The organism is Myroides odoratus (assembly GCF_965118575.1).
Taxonomy (GTDB): Bacteria; Bacteroidota; Bacteroidia; order Flavobacteriales; family Flavobacteriaceae; genus Flavobacterium; species Flavobacterium odoratum_B.
In genome coordinates, this window is sequence record NZ_CBCPHW010000008.1 from 85,149 (window position 1) to 102,469 (window position 17,321).

17 protein-coding genes and 1 tRNA gene are annotated in these 17,321 nt (G+C 34.3%); 9 read left to right on the top strand and 9 right to left on the bottom strand.

Going from position 1 to position 17,321, the window contains the following annotated elements:
- The first annotated feature begins 43 nt into the window (after nucleotides 1-43).
- On the top strand, nucleotides 44-2,464 hold the full coding sequence (locus tag ACMHJ2_RS08435) for an alpha/beta hydrolase family protein (protein ID WP_413512455.1): 2,421 nt from the start codon (nucleotides 44-46) through the stop codon (nucleotides 2,462-2,464).
- Between the two features lie 97 nt (nucleotides 2,465-2,561).
- Here ACMHJ2_RS08435 and murA read toward each other — a convergent pair whose 3' ends face one another.
- The 3 genes from murA to ACMHJ2_RS08450 form a co-directional block, all read right to left on the bottom strand.
- Complete coding sequence (gene murA, locus ACMHJ2_RS08440; RefSeq protein ID WP_413512456.1) at nucleotides 2,562-3,875, bottom strand: UDP-N-acetylglucosamine 1-carboxyvinyltransferase; 1,314 nt, start codon at nucleotides 3,873-3,875, stop codon at nucleotides 2,562-2,564.
- Complete coding sequence (locus tag ACMHJ2_RS08445) at nucleotides 3,875-4,594, bottom strand: DUF4290 domain-containing protein (RefSeq protein ID WP_413512457.1); 720 nt, start codon at nucleotides 4,592-4,594, stop codon at nucleotides 3,875-3,877. The genes murA and ACMHJ2_RS08445 overlap by 1 nt, the downstream gene beginning before the upstream one ends.
- A gap of 75 nt (nucleotides 4,595-4,669) precedes the next feature.
- Entirely contained in the window at nucleotides 4,670-4,954 is a 285-nt protein-coding gene (locus ACMHJ2_RS08450) for a DUF493 family protein (RefSeq protein ID WP_413512458.1), read from the bottom strand.
- Nucleotides 4,955-5,162: 208 nt separating this feature from the next.
- Here ACMHJ2_RS08450 and ACMHJ2_RS08455 point away from each other — a divergent pair, with 208 nt between their 5' ends.
- The 5 genes from ACMHJ2_RS08455 (at nucleotide 5,163) to ACMHJ2_RS08475 (ending at nucleotide 9,721) form a co-directional block, all read left to right on the top strand.
- Complete coding sequence (locus ACMHJ2_RS08455; protein ID WP_413512459.1) at nucleotides 5,163-5,696, top strand: AAA family ATPase; 534 nt, start codon at nucleotides 5,163-5,165, stop codon at nucleotides 5,694-5,696.
- A 74-nt stretch (nucleotides 5,697-5,770) separates the two neighbouring features.
- Complete coding sequence (locus ACMHJ2_RS08460; RefSeq protein ID WP_413512460.1) at nucleotides 5,771-7,675, top strand: ATP-dependent DNA helicase RecQ; 1,905 nt, start codon at nucleotides 5,771-5,773, stop codon at nucleotides 7,673-7,675.
- On the top strand, nucleotides 7,675-8,625 hold the full coding sequence (fmt, locus tag ACMHJ2_RS08465; RefSeq protein ID WP_413512461.1) for a methionyl-tRNA formyltransferase: 951 nt from the start codon (nucleotides 7,675-7,677) through the stop codon (nucleotides 8,623-8,625). Before ACMHJ2_RS08460 ends, fmt begins: the two co-directional genes overlap by 1 nt.
- Before the next feature lie 155 nt (nucleotides 8,626-8,780).
- On the top strand, nucleotides 8,781-9,056 hold the full coding sequence (locus tag ACMHJ2_RS08470; protein WP_002986040.1) for an HU family DNA-binding protein: 276 nt from the start codon (nucleotides 8,781-8,783) through the stop codon (nucleotides 9,054-9,056).
- A 101-nt stretch (nucleotides 9,057-9,157) separates the two neighbouring features.
- A complete protein-coding gene (locus tag ACMHJ2_RS08475; protein ID WP_413512462.1) occupies nucleotides 9,158-9,721 on the top strand; it encodes a YqgE/AlgH family protein in 564 nt (187 codons plus the stop codon).
- 292 nt (nucleotides 9,722-10,013) lie between these two features.
- On the opposite strand, the gene ACMHJ2_RS08480 is transcribed toward ACMHJ2_RS08475, so the two are convergent.
- On the bottom strand, nucleotides 10,014-10,856 hold the full coding sequence (locus ACMHJ2_RS08480) for an aminotransferase class IV (RefSeq protein ID WP_413512463.1): 843 nt from the start codon (nucleotides 10,854-10,856) through the stop codon (nucleotides 10,014-10,016).
- 54 nt (nucleotides 10,857-10,910) lie between these two features.
- A complete protein-coding gene (locus tag ACMHJ2_RS08485) occupies nucleotides 10,911-11,297 on the bottom strand; it encodes an START-like domain-containing protein (protein WP_413512464.1) in 387 nt (128 codons plus the stop codon).
- A 145-nt stretch (nucleotides 11,298-11,442) separates the two neighbouring features.
- Here ACMHJ2_RS08485 and ACMHJ2_RS08490 point away from each other — a divergent pair.
- Nucleotides 11,443-11,516, top strand: a tRNA-Met gene (locus ACMHJ2_RS08490).
- On the opposite strand, the gene ACMHJ2_RS08495 is transcribed toward ACMHJ2_RS08490, so the two are convergent.
- From ACMHJ2_RS08495 to ACMHJ2_RS08510, 4 genes are all read right to left on the bottom strand, one after another.
- Nucleotides 11,476-13,041, bottom strand: a complete 1,566-nt coding sequence (locus ACMHJ2_RS08495) for a recombinase family protein (RefSeq protein WP_413512530.1) — start codon at nucleotides 13,039-13,041, stop codon at nucleotides 11,476-11,478. The two genes, ACMHJ2_RS08490 and ACMHJ2_RS08495, sit on opposite strands and share 41 nt — an antisense overlap.
- Before the next feature lie 65 nt (nucleotides 13,042-13,106).
- Nucleotides 13,107-13,265, bottom strand: coding sequence for a hypothetical protein (locus ACMHJ2_RS08500; protein ID WP_413512465.1), 159 nt, complete (start codon nucleotides 13,263-13,265; stop codon nucleotides 13,107-13,109).
- Between the two features lie 105 nt (nucleotides 13,266-13,370).
- The gene (locus ACMHJ2_RS08505; RefSeq protein WP_413512466.1) at nucleotides 13,371-13,835 is read right to left on the bottom strand and encodes a hypothetical protein; all 465 of its coding nucleotides are present in this window, start codon (nucleotides 13,833-13,835) and stop codon (nucleotides 13,371-13,373) included.
- Between the two features lie 1,195 nt (nucleotides 13,836-15,030).
- A complete protein-coding gene (locus ACMHJ2_RS08510) occupies nucleotides 15,031-15,990 on the bottom strand; it encodes a DUF3408 domain-containing protein (RefSeq protein WP_413512467.1) in 960 nt (319 codons plus the stop codon).
- 480 nt (nucleotides 15,991-16,470) lie between these two features.
- Between ACMHJ2_RS08510 and mobA the strand changes: the two genes are divergently transcribed.
- Both mobA and ACMHJ2_RS08520 read left to right on the top strand, forming a co-directional pair.
- Nucleotides 16,471-16,905, top strand: coding sequence for a conjugal transfer protein MobA (gene mobA / locus ACMHJ2_RS08515; RefSeq protein WP_413512468.1), 435 nt, complete (start codon nucleotides 16,471-16,473; stop codon nucleotides 16,903-16,905).
- 144 nt (nucleotides 16,906-17,049) lie between these two features.
- Complete coding sequence (locus ACMHJ2_RS08520) at nucleotides 17,050-17,253, top strand: helix-turn-helix domain-containing protein (protein ID WP_413512469.1); 204 nt, start codon at nucleotides 17,050-17,052, stop codon at nucleotides 17,251-17,253.
- Nucleotides 17,254-17,321: the final 68 nt, after the last annotated feature.

The following is a 17,321-nucleotide window of genomic DNA, read 5'->3' on the forward strand; positions in this document are numbered from 1 at the left end:
ATATTCCACGTATCTTGCTCTGATAAACTAAAACAAACAAAAAATGAAGCTTTTAAAAACTTCTTTATTCTCTCTTTTTTTAATAACCTCTATGTTCGCACAAGAAAATGTAACGTATCAAAAGCCTTCGCAAGAAATTTTGCAACTAGCTGAATTTGAACGCGCACCTTCTATCTTTATGGATAGTAAAATGGAATACATGCTTTTGAGCTACAGAAGTACTTACAAAACACTGGATGATTTGAATGTAGAAGAAATGCGCTTAGGCGGTCTACGCATCGATGTAAATACGAACATTTCAAGTACGCTTACCTACATTAACAACTTAAAAGTTAGAAAAGTAAAGGACAAGCAGGAAATTCAAGTCAAAGGATTACCAACGAATCCAAGAATCTCCAATATCACACTTTCACCAGATCAAACGAAAATAGCATTTACCCATACTATTTCTACAGGTGTTGAATTATGGGTGGTTGATTTTAAAACTGCAGAAGCCCAAAAGCTAACAGAAGCCAATTTAAATGCTAATTTAGGGAATCCTATTACTTGGCTAAAAGATAACCAACAAATGTTGATTACTGTTATTCCAGCAAACAGAGCTGCTTTAATTGACACGAAAAAGAATTTACCTACGGGCCCTATTGTTTCCGTTAGTGAAGAAGGCGTTGTTTCTCAAAACAGAACATATCAAGATCTTTTGAAAAACAAAACCGATGAAGCAAACTTCGAAACTTTAGTAACATCAGAATTATATCTCATCGATTTGAAAGGCAAAAAAAAGCTATTCAAAAAAGCGGATATGTATGCAAGTGAATCCCTCTCACCAGACGGAAACTACCTTATGCTTACTACGCTTGAGAGACCTTTTTCATACCTTGTTCCCTTAAATCGCTTTCCTATGAAAACGGTTATTTACACCATGGACGGAACCTTGGTTAAAGAAGTGAACGATGTAGCTTTAAGCGAAATTATGCCTAAGGGATTTATGGCGGTTAGAGAAGGGAAAAGAAGCATGCAATGGAGAACAGACCGACCTGCAACCCTATCGTATGTAGAAGCTTTAGACGGTGGAGATCCTGCTAAAGAAATCAACTACAGAGATGAAGTTTTTACTTGGGAAGCTCCTTTTACAGCTGCCCCTAAATCTCTTGTAAAATTGACGCAACGCTATGCGGGAATTACGTGGGGAAATGAGCAAGTAGCTCTTGTAACTGACCAATGGTACGATACACGTAATATTAGACAATTCTTGATTAATCCTTCTATATACAATGAAAATCCAATCAAAATTGAAGATAGAAACTCACAAGATGTATACAGTGATCCTGGAACATTTGAAACAAAGAGAAATGAATATGGCCGTTATACACTAGCGATTGACAACAACCAACTATTTTTAATCGGCGAAGGGTATACCCCAAAAGGTCAATTTCCTTTTATTGATGCATTTGATTTAACTTCTTTACAAACAAAAAGACTGTACCAATCCGCTTATACAACTAAAAAAGAAAGCATTCAATCGATTGAGGATATTAAAAAAGGGCTAGTATTAGTTTCGATTCAATCGCCAACAGAATATCCAAACTATTACTTCAGAAATATCAAAAAGAAAAATGATATCACACCGATTACCACTTTTAAAAACCCTTTTGAGAGTTTAAATGGCGTGTATAAAGAAGTGATTACCTATAAAAGAGAAGATGGCTTAGAGCTGTCAGGTACTTTGTATTTACCAGCTAACTATGACCGAAAAAATAAAACGCAGAAATTGCCTTTATTAATTTGGGCTTATCCAACAGAATATAAAGATAAAAACAGTGCGGGTCAGGTAACTTCAAATTCTAGTGAGTTTACATTCCCTTACTATGGGTCATTTGTATACTGGGTAACGAAAGGATACGCTGTATTGGATGATGCTGCTTTCCCTATTGTAGGTGAAGGAACAGAAGAACCAAACGATACGTATATTGAGCAATTGGTAGCCAATGGAAAAGCAGCGATTGATGCTGTAGATGCTTTAGGCTATATTGATCGTACAAAAGTAGGTGTTGGTGGACATTCGTATGGTGCGTTTATGACGGCAAACTTATTGTCTCACTCTGATTTATTTGCAGTTGGTATTGCAAGAAGTGGTGCGTACAACCGAACGTTAACTCCTTTTGGCTTCCAAACCGAACAGAGAAACTATTGGGAAGTACCTCAAGTATACAACACCATGTCTCCTTTTATGAATGCAGATAAAATGAAAACACCTATGTTGTTAGTACACGGTGAGGCGGATAATAATCCGGGTACATTCACCCTGCAAACAGAGCGTTATTTCCAAGCTTTAAAAGGATTAGGTGCACCTGTTAGAATGGTTATCCTACCCAAAGAAAGTCACGGTTATGTTGCCAAAGAAAACATCTTGCACTTGCTGTGGGAACAAGATCAATTTTTAGAAAAATACCTAAAAAATAAATAAGTAAAAAAGGCAGTTAACTTCATCGTTAACTGCCTTTTTTTATATCCGTATGCGGTTAGGTTTTATCCTTTCCTGCTTCTGTATTTTCGTATCAGAACTATTCGTCTACGCGTTCAATTTTCGCACCAAGCGCACGTAAACGTTCATCAATTCTTTCATATCCGCGATCAATTTGATCAATATTTTGAATAACACTTGTTCCTTGTGCTGATAAAGCAGCAATTAAAAGTGAGATTCCTGCTCTAATATCCGGTGAAGACATACGCGTTGCTTTGAGTTGTGATTTAAAATCGTGCCCAATTACAACGGCTCTATGTGGATCACACAAAATAATTTTAGCTCCCATATCAATTAATTTATCCACGAAGAACAAACGGCTTTCAAACATTTTCTGATGAATCAAAACCTCTCCTCTTGCTTGCGTGGCTACCACAAGAATCACACTCAACAAATCGGGTGTTAATCCTGGCCAAGGTGCATCAGCAATCGTCAAAATAGAACCGTCTATAAAACTTTGTATTTCGTATCCTTGGGTATGAGCAGGAATATAGATGTCATCGCCTCTTTTTTCCAATTGAATACCCAATCTTTTAAATGTATTTGGAATAACACCTAAATGCTCCCAACCAACATTTTTGATTGTCAATTCGCTCTTAGTCATAGCGGCTAATCCAATCCAAGAACCGATTTCAATCATATCAGGTAAAATGCTATGTTCACATCCTTTTAATTGCTCTACCCCTTCAATGGTTAAGAAATTAGAACCTACACCTGTAATCTTTGCTCCCATGCTATTTAACATCTTGCAAAGCTGTTGTAAATAGGGCTCACAAGCCGCATTGTAAATAGTTGTTGTTCCTTTTGCGAGCACCGCAGCCATGATAATATTGGCTGTACCAGTAACCGAAGCTTCTTCTAATAGCATATCCGCACCAATCAAATGGCTTGCTTCAACGCCATAAAAATGCTCTTCTTTATTATATCTAAATGTTGCACCTAACTTGATAAAACCTTCAAAATGCGTATCTAATCTACGTCTTCCAATTTTATCTCCCCCTGGTTTCGGAATATATCCTTTACCAAATCTTCCCAAAAGGGGACCAACCATCATAATTGACCCTCTCAGTGCTTTTCCGTCTTTTTTAAAATCGTCAGAAGTTAGATAATCCATATTTAAATTATCCGCTTGAAAAGACATCTTATTAGGTGCCAATTTCTCCGTTTTCACCCCTAGAGACTCCAATAATTCAATCAGTTTATTGACATCAATAATATCTGGGATATTGGAAATCACTACTTTTTCATTGGTTAACAACACCGCACAAAGTACTTGTAAAGCCTCATTCTTAGCGCCTTGTGCATATACTTCACCTTTTAGTTGATGACCTCCTTCAATTCTAAATGTACTCATTACTTTTTACCTTTTGCTTGATAATTGTGCTTGGTATACTTTTTATTCGTATTGGTATTGCTCTTTTGGTTGCTATTTGCGTTAGTCGTTGTATTTGAGTAATTACTTTTGTTCGACTGTTTTCGATTCACTTGAATCAAATTAGCAGTCGTTGACAATTCTTCTTCTTGTTTAGATAGATTTATTTTCCCTCCAGAAAGCTCGCTCAAATGTTCAAAAATAACCTCATCTTTTACATTGTCTTTATTCCAACTTAGGTAACTTTTTTTCATGTGATTCGCAATCACAATAATCAAAGCATCTTTCATTTCACCATCTTCAAATTGCAAGGCTTTTTCAATCATGGTTTTAATATTATTACCGTAATAACGGTAACTCAATTGCTTTTTAGGATAAGGTAAAACTTCTGGTTTCGCATACACCGTTTCTCTTGTCGCAATAGGAAAAGGACAATCAACAACTAATTTAAAATCAGAAATCATAAACAGCTGATCCCATAATTTATGTTGAAAATCAGGCACATCTCTCAAATGAGGATTCATATCCCCCATGACACGAATAGCAGAATTTGCCGCTTTATTGCGTTCCACTGTATCTTCAATTGCTGTTATTTGTTCAATCATTATCTGAAGATGACGACCATAATCAGGAATTACTAATTTGTTATTAGCTGTATTATAGCCTAAATGTGCTACGGCTTCTGCGGAGTTAAATTTCATCTAATCTGTGTTTATGAGGTTTGCCTATTTGGCCTAAGCTATAAAAATACTAAACTTTCTAGGATAAAGCAATTTTTAGAAGGACAATAACCCTTCAATAGTTGATAGTTCAATATACTTATCAACAATAGCTTGTGCACTTATCATGTGCACTTTTATTGATACACTGGTAAAAGTGCCTTTACTTGAATCTCTAAAGTTAATTACTGCATTCATGTCATCAAAAGAGCGTTCAATTCTAGCAATTTTACTTTCATCAGCCGGAACAATAAATTTGAATAAATATTCGTTCGGCCAAGCTCTTTCCAACTCAAGTTTTTCTTTCAAGCTTTCGTAAAATTCTTTCGTCTTCGTATCCATAAAATATTTTGTTGCAAATATAATCATTTTTCCCCCTTAAATTGCTATCTATTAACAGAGAATAACAAGGGGTAAATGGAACGTAAAATTGCTTCCTTTTTCTATAAATGTGCGTTTTAACCTTATCTTAATACAAAGAATCTCAGAAAAGGTATGCTATCCCCGACTTTTTATTATACTTTTGCCCCTTTCTTATTTTTAAGTAGAAATGAATACAAAACTTGTTTTAATAATCGGTGGTCCAGGGTCTGGTAAAACTACAGTAATCAATGAATTACTTGCAAAAGGTTATACTTGTTACCCAGAAATATCAAGAGAAGTTACAAAGAAAGCACAAGAAAAAGGAGTGGACCAACTTTTTTTAACTGATCCTTTGCTATTTAGTCAACTTTTACTAGAAGGTAGAATTGATCAACATAAAAGCGCCGCTTCAGAGAATACAGCTCTTGTTTTTATAGATAGAGGAATTCCAGATGTATTAGCGTATATGCACTACAAAGGAGATACCTATCCCGCAAGTTTTGATTTGGCTTGTAAAAATCATTTGTACCACCAAATTTTCTTACTCCCTCCTTGGGAAAATATCTATATCAGCGATGAACAACGCTATGAATCCTTTGAACAGGCAAATATCATTCACCGTTACCTGGTAGATACTTATAAAAATTATGGCTATGATTTAATAGAAGTACCTAGAGAAACCATTGCTAAACGCGTAGATTTTATCTTAGAGAGAATATAATATAAAAAAGGATTGTCATGACAATCCTTTTTCCATTTTTGACTACCTTAGTCCAAAGCAAAACCAACGTTTCAATGACTAAAAAACCCATCGATTTACTTCAACAATACTGGAAACACACTTCTTTTCGTGAACCACAAGAAGAAATAATCGAAGCTGTTTTACAACAAAGAGACACGTTTGCTCTTTTGCCAACGGGTGGCGGAAAAAGTGTTTGCTTTCAAATTCCAGCCTTACTCCTACCTGGCACTTGCCTTGTTATCTCGCCTTTGGTTGCCTTAATGCAAGATCAAGTTGCCAACTTAAATCTGCTGGGTATCAAGGCTGCTGCGATTGTTGGAGGAACCTCTTTAACCGATATTGATGCTATTTTAGATAATTGCCTCTATGGAGAATATAAATTATTGTATCTATCTCCAGAACGCTTGGAACAAACTTGGTTATTAGAGCGCATTGAGAACTTAAAAGTAAGCTTAATCGCCATAGATGAAGCGCATTGTATTTCTCAATGGGGCAATGATTTTCGCCCTGCTTATCTAAAAATTAACCAACTGCGCAAACTTTTTCCAAAGGTTCCTTTCATTGCTTTGACAGGATCTGCCAATCAACGAGTTATCGAGGATATTTGCACCAATTTAGCCTTAAAAGACGTTGCCCTCTTTACCAAGAGTTTTTTTCGTCATAACCTCATCTATGGGGTGTACAAAGTAGAAAATAAAGAAGCAATTATTGAACGAATCCTTCAAAAAAATCCTTTCCCCTCGATTATTTATGTGCGCAATCGCAGAGAAACTCAACGTTTGGCTCAACAATTAAATGAGAAAGGCTTTAAAGCTAGCTTTTTTCATGGCGGGCTCAATACGTTTGAGAAAAAGAAAAAATTAGAGGATTGGGTGGCGGAAAAAACGCCTATTATGGTGGCCACAAACGCCTTTGGTATGGGCATTGACAAAAAGAATGTACGCAATGTTATTCATCTACAGCTTCCTGAAAACATAGAAAGTTACTATCAAGAAGCAGGACGTGCAGGACGTGATGAGGCAAAAGCTTTTGCTTCTTTACTTCTATCACCTTCTGAGCCGAAAGCTGTAGAAGAGTGGACAGAAGAAAATCTCTTTGACAAAACATTTTTAAAACTCGTATACCGAAAACTCAACAATTACCTGAGTATAGGATTGGGAGAAGGGTACAACACCACCTATTCTTTTAGTTTTAATCAATTTTGTTTGCACTATAAATTTTCGTACACGCTAACTTACAATGCGTTACAATTTCTAGATCGTCAAGGCATTTGTAAACTAACTCCTAATTCAACGAATAAAACACAGGTACAGTTTATTGTCAGTAGTAGTGAATTATTAGACTTTGTCTATGACAATGAACGACAAGAACATGTTTTATTGCAAATCATTCGCCATTATCCAGGTATTCACGAATATAACACACCGATTAACTTGGCTTTTATCAGTGAACAAACCAATGAACCTATTTTATTCATTCAAGCGTGTTTACAAACTTGGCATCAAGAAAATTTATGCCTTTTCACGCCTGAAGAACACGATTTAGAACTTACGTTTCACGAAGCTTGGGAGGAAGATAAAACCATTTATCGCACCTTTCCCTTTCTAGAACAACAAAACAATTTAAAACTCGAGCAATATCGAGCGATGTATTTTTACGCTCAAAATGACGATATTTGCAAAAATAAAATCATCTTACACTACTTTGATGAAACTTTAGAACAAAATTGCGGTAGTTGCTCTACCTGTCTAAAAGCGAATCAAACGAAGCTAGAAACAAACTTGTCGCAAAACAAAGCGCTGATTTTGCTGTATATACAACGAAAGCAAGCGGCATCAACCGCTGATTTAGAAGCTGACCTTGCCCTTACACCGGCAGAAATTATTTTAGTTTTGCAAGTGTTACTAGAACAACAAAGGATTAAATTAAATACTAAAAATCAATATATCTTATTATAATGAAAGACTTGCGTATCATTTTCATGGGGACTCCGGATTTTGCTGTTGGGATTCTTGATGCTATGTATCAAAATAAATTCAATATCGTTGCTGTTATCACAGCTCCCGACCGACCAGCTGGTAGAGGACAGAAATTAAAGTATTCCGCAGTAAAAGAATATGCTTTAGAAAAAAATCTACCCATTTTACAACCTACCAATTTGAAAGAAGAGGCCTTTTTAGAAGAACTAGCTTCTTACCAAGCCAATTTACAAGTAGTGGTAGCCTTTCGAATGTTACCTGCCGCGGTTTGGCAAATGCCTGTTTTAGGTACGTTCAATTTACACGCCTCTTTATTGCCCGATTACAGAGGAGCTGCGCCTATCAACTGGGCGATTATCAATGGTGAAACGAAAACTGGAGTAACCACTTTTTTTATCGATGAAAAGATTGATACTGGGGCAATTATTTTACAGAAAGAAACCGAAATTGGCGCCCAAGAAAATGCAGGTGAGCTTCATGACCGCTTGATGCTTTTAGGGGCAGAAACCGTGGTTGAAACACTCCAACTCATTCAAAAAGAAGAGGTAAAAGTAACCCATCAACCCGCAGAAGACACCAAAACAGCGTATAAACTAAACCGCGAAAATTGTAAAATTGATTTTGTTAAAACAGGCGTTGAAATCGAACAATTAGTCCGTGGATTAAGCCCTTATCCTACTGCTTGGTGCATGCTTGAAGACCGTGAATTACAACAAGAATGGATGGTCAAAATACACGAAGTACACTTTGAAAAAGAAGACCACCAACTACCTACAGGACAAGTGATTACATCTAAAAAAACTATTAAAATTGCTGTTAAAAATGGCTTCTTAAACCTAGTAAAAGTGCAGTTTCCAGGGAAGAAAATGATGTTGGCAACAGAAGTATTAAATGGACAACGATTTAGCGAAAACACTATCGTTTTTTAATACATTTCATATTAAAGAAAAACTTCATACAGAACGTTAACACAAAAAAAATTATGAGACTTTGTTTTTTTTTTACAAAAAGCTTGTTTTATAACTTTATAACCCTAAATTTGTAATAAGAACGTTAATAAAGTTAACCTTTAAAAAAAATTATTATGAACAAAACAGAATTAATTGATGCTATCGCAAAAGATGCAGAGATCAGTAAAGTTGCCGCTAAAAAAGCTTTAGAATCTTTCTTATCTAACGTTGAGTCTACATTAGCTAAAGGAGACAAAATTTCATTAGTAGGTTTCGGTTCATGGTCAGTTTCTGAAAGAGCTGCCAGAGAAGGAAGAAACCCTCAAACTGGAAAAACAATTAAAATTGCTGCTAAAAAAGTAGTTAAATTTAAAGCTGGATCTGAATTAGAAGGATCTGTAAACAAGTAATTACTGCATTTGTTTATGTAAGATAAACATATCAAAATAGTAAAAAATTTAAAAAGTCTTATTATATTGTATAATGAGACTTTTTTTTATGCTTAATTTCTATGACAAACCACGAGATCAACAAAGGGGATTATCTGATCGCACTTCCCTCTGCATACAATCCAAATGATGTAGAATTTAATCAATCTGTTATCTTATTGACCGATCACAATATCGATGGCTGTATGGGCTTTATTTTAAATAAACCTACCGCTTATTTACTCAGCGAACTGGTACCTGAAAGCAATGGTGCATTTACCGTGTATCACGGTGGTCCCGTTGAATCTGATCGCCTATTTTGTATTCACAAATGTCCGGATCTGATTCCTGATAGTATCGCAATAACGGATCAGTTATATTGGGGTGGTGATTTTACTACCATTTTTAATCATATTGAAAAGGGTCTACTCACCCACCTTGATTTGCGCTTCTTTATGGGATACGCAGGTTGGGACAATGGGCAGTTGGACATGGAGTTATCTAGTCAACACTGGATTAAAACAGATGCAATTCACCTCAACCCTTTTGAACAGCCTACGAAAACCTATTGGAAACAAGCGATACAAACCTTGGGAACGGAGTTTAGTGTTTGGTTAAATGCTCCTGAAAATCCGAATTTGAACTAGTTTTTTTTGGGGAATGGGTAGCGAGGATGATTGGGAAACAGGGAACAGGTAGCGAAGATGAGCTGTAAACGGAGAATTGGGACTTAGTGAACAGATAGCGAAGATGATTGGGGAACGGAGAATTATAAACCATGTACTAACTACTGTTGAATGTGAATCTAATTGGTTTGCATAAAATAGTTTATACAAACCAATTAGGTATATCATTTAATGAAATTAGTATGTAAAAACGATCACCCCTATTCAGGGACACTCACTCTTCACTCATTTCTCCTCACCCTTCACCAAAAAACTACATCAATCTAATTTTCGCATTAAGGCGATCATTCAAATCTTTAGCAACTTGGCTTGTAAATGTTTTTTTTCTGTATTTGGTTACGGGTTGAACCCCCACAATAACATTCGTAATAAAGATTTCATCTGCTTTTTGCAATTCAAAAGGTGAGACAGGACTCTCTTCTAACGTGTAATCAGGGTGTTTTCCGATCAGTTCTATCATTTGCTTGCGCATTACTCCTTTTATGCAACCTTCGTCTAAGGGAGGGGTTTTAATTGTGTTCTGGCTTACCACAAATAAATTTCCATTCACCGCTTCAATAATATTCTTTTTATCATTGACCAACAAGCAATTTTGGAAATCATTTTCTGCTGCAAAAATACTGGCTAATACATTGACTGCTCTATTGGTTGTTTTTACGGTTGACAACAAATTAGCTGCCACATAAAAATCTTTGTACAATTCAACTTCATATCCTCCATCTTGGAAGGAATACACGGTATTTTCAAGAATTTCAGCTGTTGCAACAAATCCTATGGTTTTATTTTCTTGGGGTAAGTACTTACCTTCTGCCTCGCGAAAAACGGTTAAACGCACGCGAAATGCGGCTCCACCAGAGCAAGCATCTACGGTTCGTACTATTTCTTCTTGAAAGAATTCTAAAGTAAAATGCATGGGAATTTCCATACGCATAATTCGCATCGAAGACATTAAACGAAAGTAGTGATCCTCTGCAAATAGTACTTTTCTGTCTAATACTCTCACTGTTTCAAAAACAGCATCTCCATATAAAAATCCGCGGTTATTTTCTATTGCAAGGTCTGTAGTAGAAACAAGTTTGCCGTTAACATTAATCATATTTTTATTTTGTGATTACTATTAACGGCAAATATAAGTTATATTTTACTGAGTTTAGGCAGAACCCAACACTTGTTTTAAATCCATAATTTGATTTTCCCACAGTTGTTTTGATTCATCTACTTCACCCACTTCTGCAAAATCAGTCACAATAATGGTCACGTCTTTGGTCAATTCATCGCGAATTATTTTTATCTCAAAGTAATAGTCTGTATCCTCTCCGTCTTCATCTAACCATCTATATCGAACTCTTTCGTCTGTTTTTCGCGTAACTACTCGTGCCTTTTCTTCTGAATCCCCCCATATAAAAGAATAAACTTCTCCTCTTGAATTTACGTTATCAGCAAACCATTCGCTTAGTCCTGAAGGATCCGAAACGTACTGATATAACAGTTGAGGGGATGAATTTATCGAGAATTCTAATTCATATTTTTCTTTCATAGCTGTACTTAAAAAAGTTATAATTCCCGAATATAAACATATTTTAGTAATAAAAAAATATTTTTTAAGAACCCTCCTATTTGCTTAATCTAAAAATAATAGTAACTTTGCACTCGCATTACCAAAATAAGGTAAACCGATATTTGGCGAGGTAGCTCAGTCGGTTAGAGCGCAGGATTCATAACCCTGAGGTCACGGGTTCAACTCCCGTCTTCGCTACTACACAGGATATATCGAGAAAATTCTCATATATCCTGTTTTTATTTACACCTAACTCATTGTTATTCAGAAAGATTTTTCCTACAATAGTATTAACTCGAGTGGTTCGATAAATTTTTCCATCAAACTCTAATTTATCTGGAAATATCGAACCAATAATTTCTCTTTTGGTTTGAATACTCCCCTCAGCGTAGAGTTCACCAAGGTTTACAACTTTATCTAATGCCCTATCAAGCATACTTTTTATATCTACTTCTTTACTTGTTTTTTCATTTAATAATTGCTTTTCTAAGACTTCAAGTTGTTTTACAGATATTTTCTTTTCTTCTAAATAATCATCATCCTTAAAAACACCTTCTATCAATTTAGTCCGAGCAATCGCTAAGTTTTGATTAACTTTATCAATACTCTCTAATATACTTTTCTTTTTACTTTTTGGATTACTAATTGTTTGGTTATAAATTCCAATAAAAAACTCCTTAATACATTCTTGAACAACTTCATTAATTTGAAGCTGACCTATTCCATTGCCAAACATATCATTTGCTAAGTTTGCTTTTTCTCGAAATCCACAACTTGCTAAACAATGATAGTAGTAATACTTATTATTACGCCCAGTCGATGCACTACCAGTCAAATTTCGTTTACATCTAGGGCATACTAAGAACCCTCTAAGAGGTAGATTAATATCTGATAATATCTTTGTGTTAGGTCTCTCTTTGCGTACATTACCATCTATAACAAATTGTACTTGGTCAAATAAAGTTTCACTTATTAACGCTTCGTGTAATCCCTTAACGAAATACGCCTCTTCATCTTTATATTTTGGAATAAAAATTTTACCACAATAAATTGGATTGCGTATTGCTACATGAAACGCTGTGCTACTTAGTTTACCTGCATTCATTCTATTCATCTCTAATCTAATTTGATTAGCAGAGAGAACACCTTTTGCTAATTCAGTAAAAGCCCATTTCATTGCTTTTCCTTGTTCTGGAATTATAGCAACATACTTCTTTCCATCTTCTTTACTTTTATTCGCATAACCAAATGGAGCTGAGCCCATAACTCTTCCCTCTTTCTTAGCTCTACGCATTCCATAAAAAGTATTAAGAGCTCTTCTATCATTTTCAACTTCTGGAGCAGCTAAGTAAATAGCTAACATCATCTTATTTTCAGGGATAGTTAAATCTAAGGGTTGTTCTATAGCTTGAGGATTAGCCCCAAGTTTGGTTAACAGATTTATCATTTGATAGGCATCCCCAGCGTTACGGCTAAAACGATCCCATTTAGTAAATAATACTAAATCTGTTTTTCCTTTATTTTTCTTTATTAATTGAAGTAAATTATTCCAAGCAGGACGATTGAAATTTTTAGCAGAATGATCCTCGTAAATTACATTTCTAACTGTAATTCCTTGTTGATCACAATAACGACGTAAGCGTTCTTCTTGATCTCTTTGAGAATATCCTTTGTCTGCCTGTTCATCAGTAGACACACGAATATACAAATCAGCTGTTTTCATAAGCTAACCATTTTAAATATTAGACGATAAATTAAATTGGGAGATGTTACAAATATAATAATAACTTACTCTTTGTCAAAGTATTCACGAAAAACTATAGTAATTAAAGTGTATATAAATTCAAGAATTTCTGATGCTTCCTCTTTAGTTACATCTAATCCTTTTTTTTGAAAATAATCTAACGATTCTTCTACGCTAAGTCGCTTTAAATTTATAGTTTTCATGATATCCCCCGTTTAGTTAATAACTAAATCTAAGAAGGGATACTCCTTAATTTATAAGATGTCCTTGTATGGTATGATTTGACGGTTAGTGATAAATACGAAGAATTAAACTTTATAATAGTTTTTATTCCCTTCTTTCCTTGCAGTTAAAGAACCATCTTTTTTCAAATTTATTAATACGTTAGATATAACACTACTCTCTACAGAATTGTCTATTAACTTCATCTCAAGCAATTTTTCTCTTATGCCATTTGTAGATCGATATTCTGAAAAAAAACCATTCTTTATCAAATCTCTAATATTTTTAGTTAAAGAAAGAGTTCTATTTTTTAGAACAACCAAATTATTCATTACTACCATACTTAAATCCACATCCATTAATTGTTTTAATGGGTATTTAACAGCTATAGCGTATTTTACATAAAAATCAATATCTTCCGCAGTACCACTTTCAACTCTATATACACTTCCTTTTGAAACACCTGTAATACTAACAATATTTTCAACAGTAAGATCTAACTCTTCCCTTTTCTTCTTAAGCTTTAAGCCAATTGTCAATTTATAAGGCATATTGTATTATTTTTCAAAACACTAAATAGTACATTTGTAAAATTTTTTTGTGTTTATTAGTTATTTGTTTATATTTGTCTATAGTAATAGACTGATTAAGCTATGTGCTTAACAAACGATGTTATCTCGCGCCATAAAATCCTAAAATTGCTTGCGAGAGTAACCGTGCAGTCGCTCCATGCAAAAAAGTTTCATACTTTTGTCTTTGCATGTGAGCGGTACTCACGTATACTTTCAAAAGCATTGAGTTAAACTCAAGAGGGTTTAGGATCCCTTTGGCTTGAAAGTATGCAACCGCTCCTTGCTTTTTTTACAAGGTTTGATTATCATACTTAGACATCGTTCATATAATATATGTGAGCGATTTTTTGTTTTTACATTAAAACAATTACCACTCTCGTATTAATAGTAAGTAGAAAAGGGATATTCCCGATTATACAGTACTATTACCTTTACTTAATAGTTAACTTTTAAACTACTTAGGTTTTTTCTTTTTTGATTCGCACTCTAAAAGTAAATCCTTTCTTACTGTTTTCCAAAAGTAAAGGTTACAAAATGCGATAGTCTGGTATGTATGTACTGGACTATCCAAGAAATCAAAGCAATAGAATTACCAATTCATTGCTAAACATACAATAAGCCTTTATTCATACCGTCTCCCAGTTAGGTATATAGAGGTTTTAAAACAAACAAGGTGGATTTGTTTAGTATTCGTTTTTTGAATGCTTGCAATACCTTATCTATCCTTAATGGACTTATCGAATGTTCTATTCGAGATTTTTTCAATTATTATTTATTTATCACAATCAATCAGTAACTAAACTCACATTTAGCCTATGATTAAACTTTAGTTTAACTAAATCTTATCGACGTAGATTGATTTGACATTAACTCTTTAATGTTGGATGGCTACCCTTTTACCTATTTAGTTAGAGTTATAACACATTTTACGCTAAGTCTAAAAACAGTTTTTAGATGCGTACAGGACAACTATTGCCTTTTTTATACTCATGTTCATTTCTATAAATAAAGGCAGTATTGATTAGTTAGTAAGGAAAAAAGCTATGAAAATCAGATTTCCCATTGTGCTATTTATTAATCAATTTTTAAAAACACTTTTAATTATGAAAGAAAACCGCTTGCTACTTGGTTTAAACTTAGGTTGATTAATGTAAGCTTAGTCCTTAGTGAGCATTTAAACAAAACAACAAATAGGACGGCTTGAAGGGATTTTAAGTCGTGCTAAAAGTCCATGACTATCTCCTTGCTCTGGTTTGCATTTTGGGAGATGATAGGTACTACCTAAAAGAACACTAAACGAATGGTTCTTTATAGTTTTGCTATATTCTAATTGAGGTTCTATTAGATAAGAGGTGAATTTTTGATCAGCTTTATTACTTGATGAATCATCACTTGTCAATCCATAGGCAGGATTATTAATGGTATACGGACTAATTTTCCACTCTTCAAAGTTATTGTTAGTCAAACCTGCGTTTACTTTGATAAAAGTATTAGGTAGGATATTGTAGGATAAATTGGCATTTAATAGTAGTGTGTTGGTATTGTATTGGTAATTTTCGCCTAATTGAGCAAGGGGATTTTCAAAAGTTCCATCTTGCCAATTTAAGGTTCCATCTTCTTTATACAGTTTAGGAGCATTAGGAGCTAATTTTATAGCTTGTTGAGTAATGTCTAAAAGGGGTAATGGACTTGCTAACTTAGTCTGGACAAAGTTAGCAAGTCCAAAGCTTGTAGTTATCTGTTGTTCGAATTCGTTGAAATGATGCTCTAGTAGATTATAGAGATAAGCATAGATAGTCAATTTATCATCCGCAATGACCTGAACAATACGAGAAAGGATTTTGTGGTGTTCGGGATCTATGTAAACTGACTTACCATGACGTGCTGTGCTTTTGACATCTTTAAAAAAGAGTTCTTCATACTCCGTTGAATTATACTCTTTATTACTAGAGGTTTGTTCTTTTTTTACACGCTTTTGCTTCTTTGGTATCTCTTTAGTTTCTTCCTCTTCATCTCTTATACCAGGAGCATTGAGTTCAGCCTCTGTAAATCCATTAGGTCTTAGTCCATCAACCATTAGTGCCATCATCGCTTCTTCATCAATTCTCTGTTTCTTTTTAAATTCTTCTTCCATAATTTCTAGTTCTTTTATCTGTTTATAATTCTATTCATTTAGCTATGTTGTTAACCAATCGCAATTTTGTCTGTTTAGTGCTAACTCCAAAGTTTCAGATATTAAACTGTATAAAGGTTTTATCACCAATCTATTTGTACGTTTAATCGTTGGGAGCTCTGTAAAGTCGTAGCTACAATTTTACGATTGTCTAATCAAAGCATTAATTGCTTTGACAAAGAAATAGAGATACAGACAAACAATAGATAAAAAGGTACTTAGTTGGCGTAATTGGCGTTAACTAATATGTTTATACACAGTGTTTACATTAGAAAAAACATATTGTAAATATGTTGAAAAAGTTATCGAAAAGATAACAGCAAGTTATGTTTTGAGGCACTCGAAATTGAGATTCGTGCCATCAAAACGACTTACCCTTACGCAGGGAGCTAAACCATTTCTCCGGAGTCGAATAGTTGAAGTTTTTAAAATGGATTTATTATGGAAGAGAAAATCAGAAAACAGAACAAAGTTGGGCAAAAACTAAAAGTAAACCTCAAAGCAAATCGTTATGTTTTTCGTCTTACAAATGAAGAAAATGCTAAGTTTTTAGCGATATGTGATCAATCAGGAATGGACAATAAAGCCAAATTCGTTGTCTCCATGGTATTTGAAAAAGAATTCAAATCCATAAAAATTGACAAAGGAACGGTTGATTTTTATATGCGATTGACTTCGTTTCACAGTCAGTTTCGGTCCGTTGGAGTCAACTATAATCAAATTGTAAAGCTTTTATACAGCAGGTTTTCAGAGAAAAAAGCATCTGCTTATCTCTATAAATTAGAAAAACAAACGGTTGAAATGGTGCAGATATTTGAAAGCGTAGTGAAATTAACAGAGGAGTTTGATAGGAAGTATTTGGAAAAAGAGCGTTGATATGTGATTTTGAAAACGTTATTCGGAAAAAACACAAGTTAAATTTACACATAAAAACAGTGTTTTATTACACCGAAATACAGTATATTGCAAAATGTTTTTTAAACATAAAAAAAATCAAATTACTATCTTTAATTCATCAAAATGAATAGGATAAAAGAAATCTTAGAACAAAAGGGCATTAAACAAACCTGGCTTGCAGAGCGACTCGGAAAGAGTTATAACATCGTTAATGGCTATGTACAGAATAGACAACAACCTCGTTTGGAAGTTTTATACGATATTGCAAAAATATTAGATGTTCCAGTAAAAGAATTATTGACTGAAATTAAAGATGAAAATAACTGATTAATGAGTACAAAATTTTTCACAAATACAGAAGAAAATACAGTTTTTCATAAGTTCAAAGGCATACT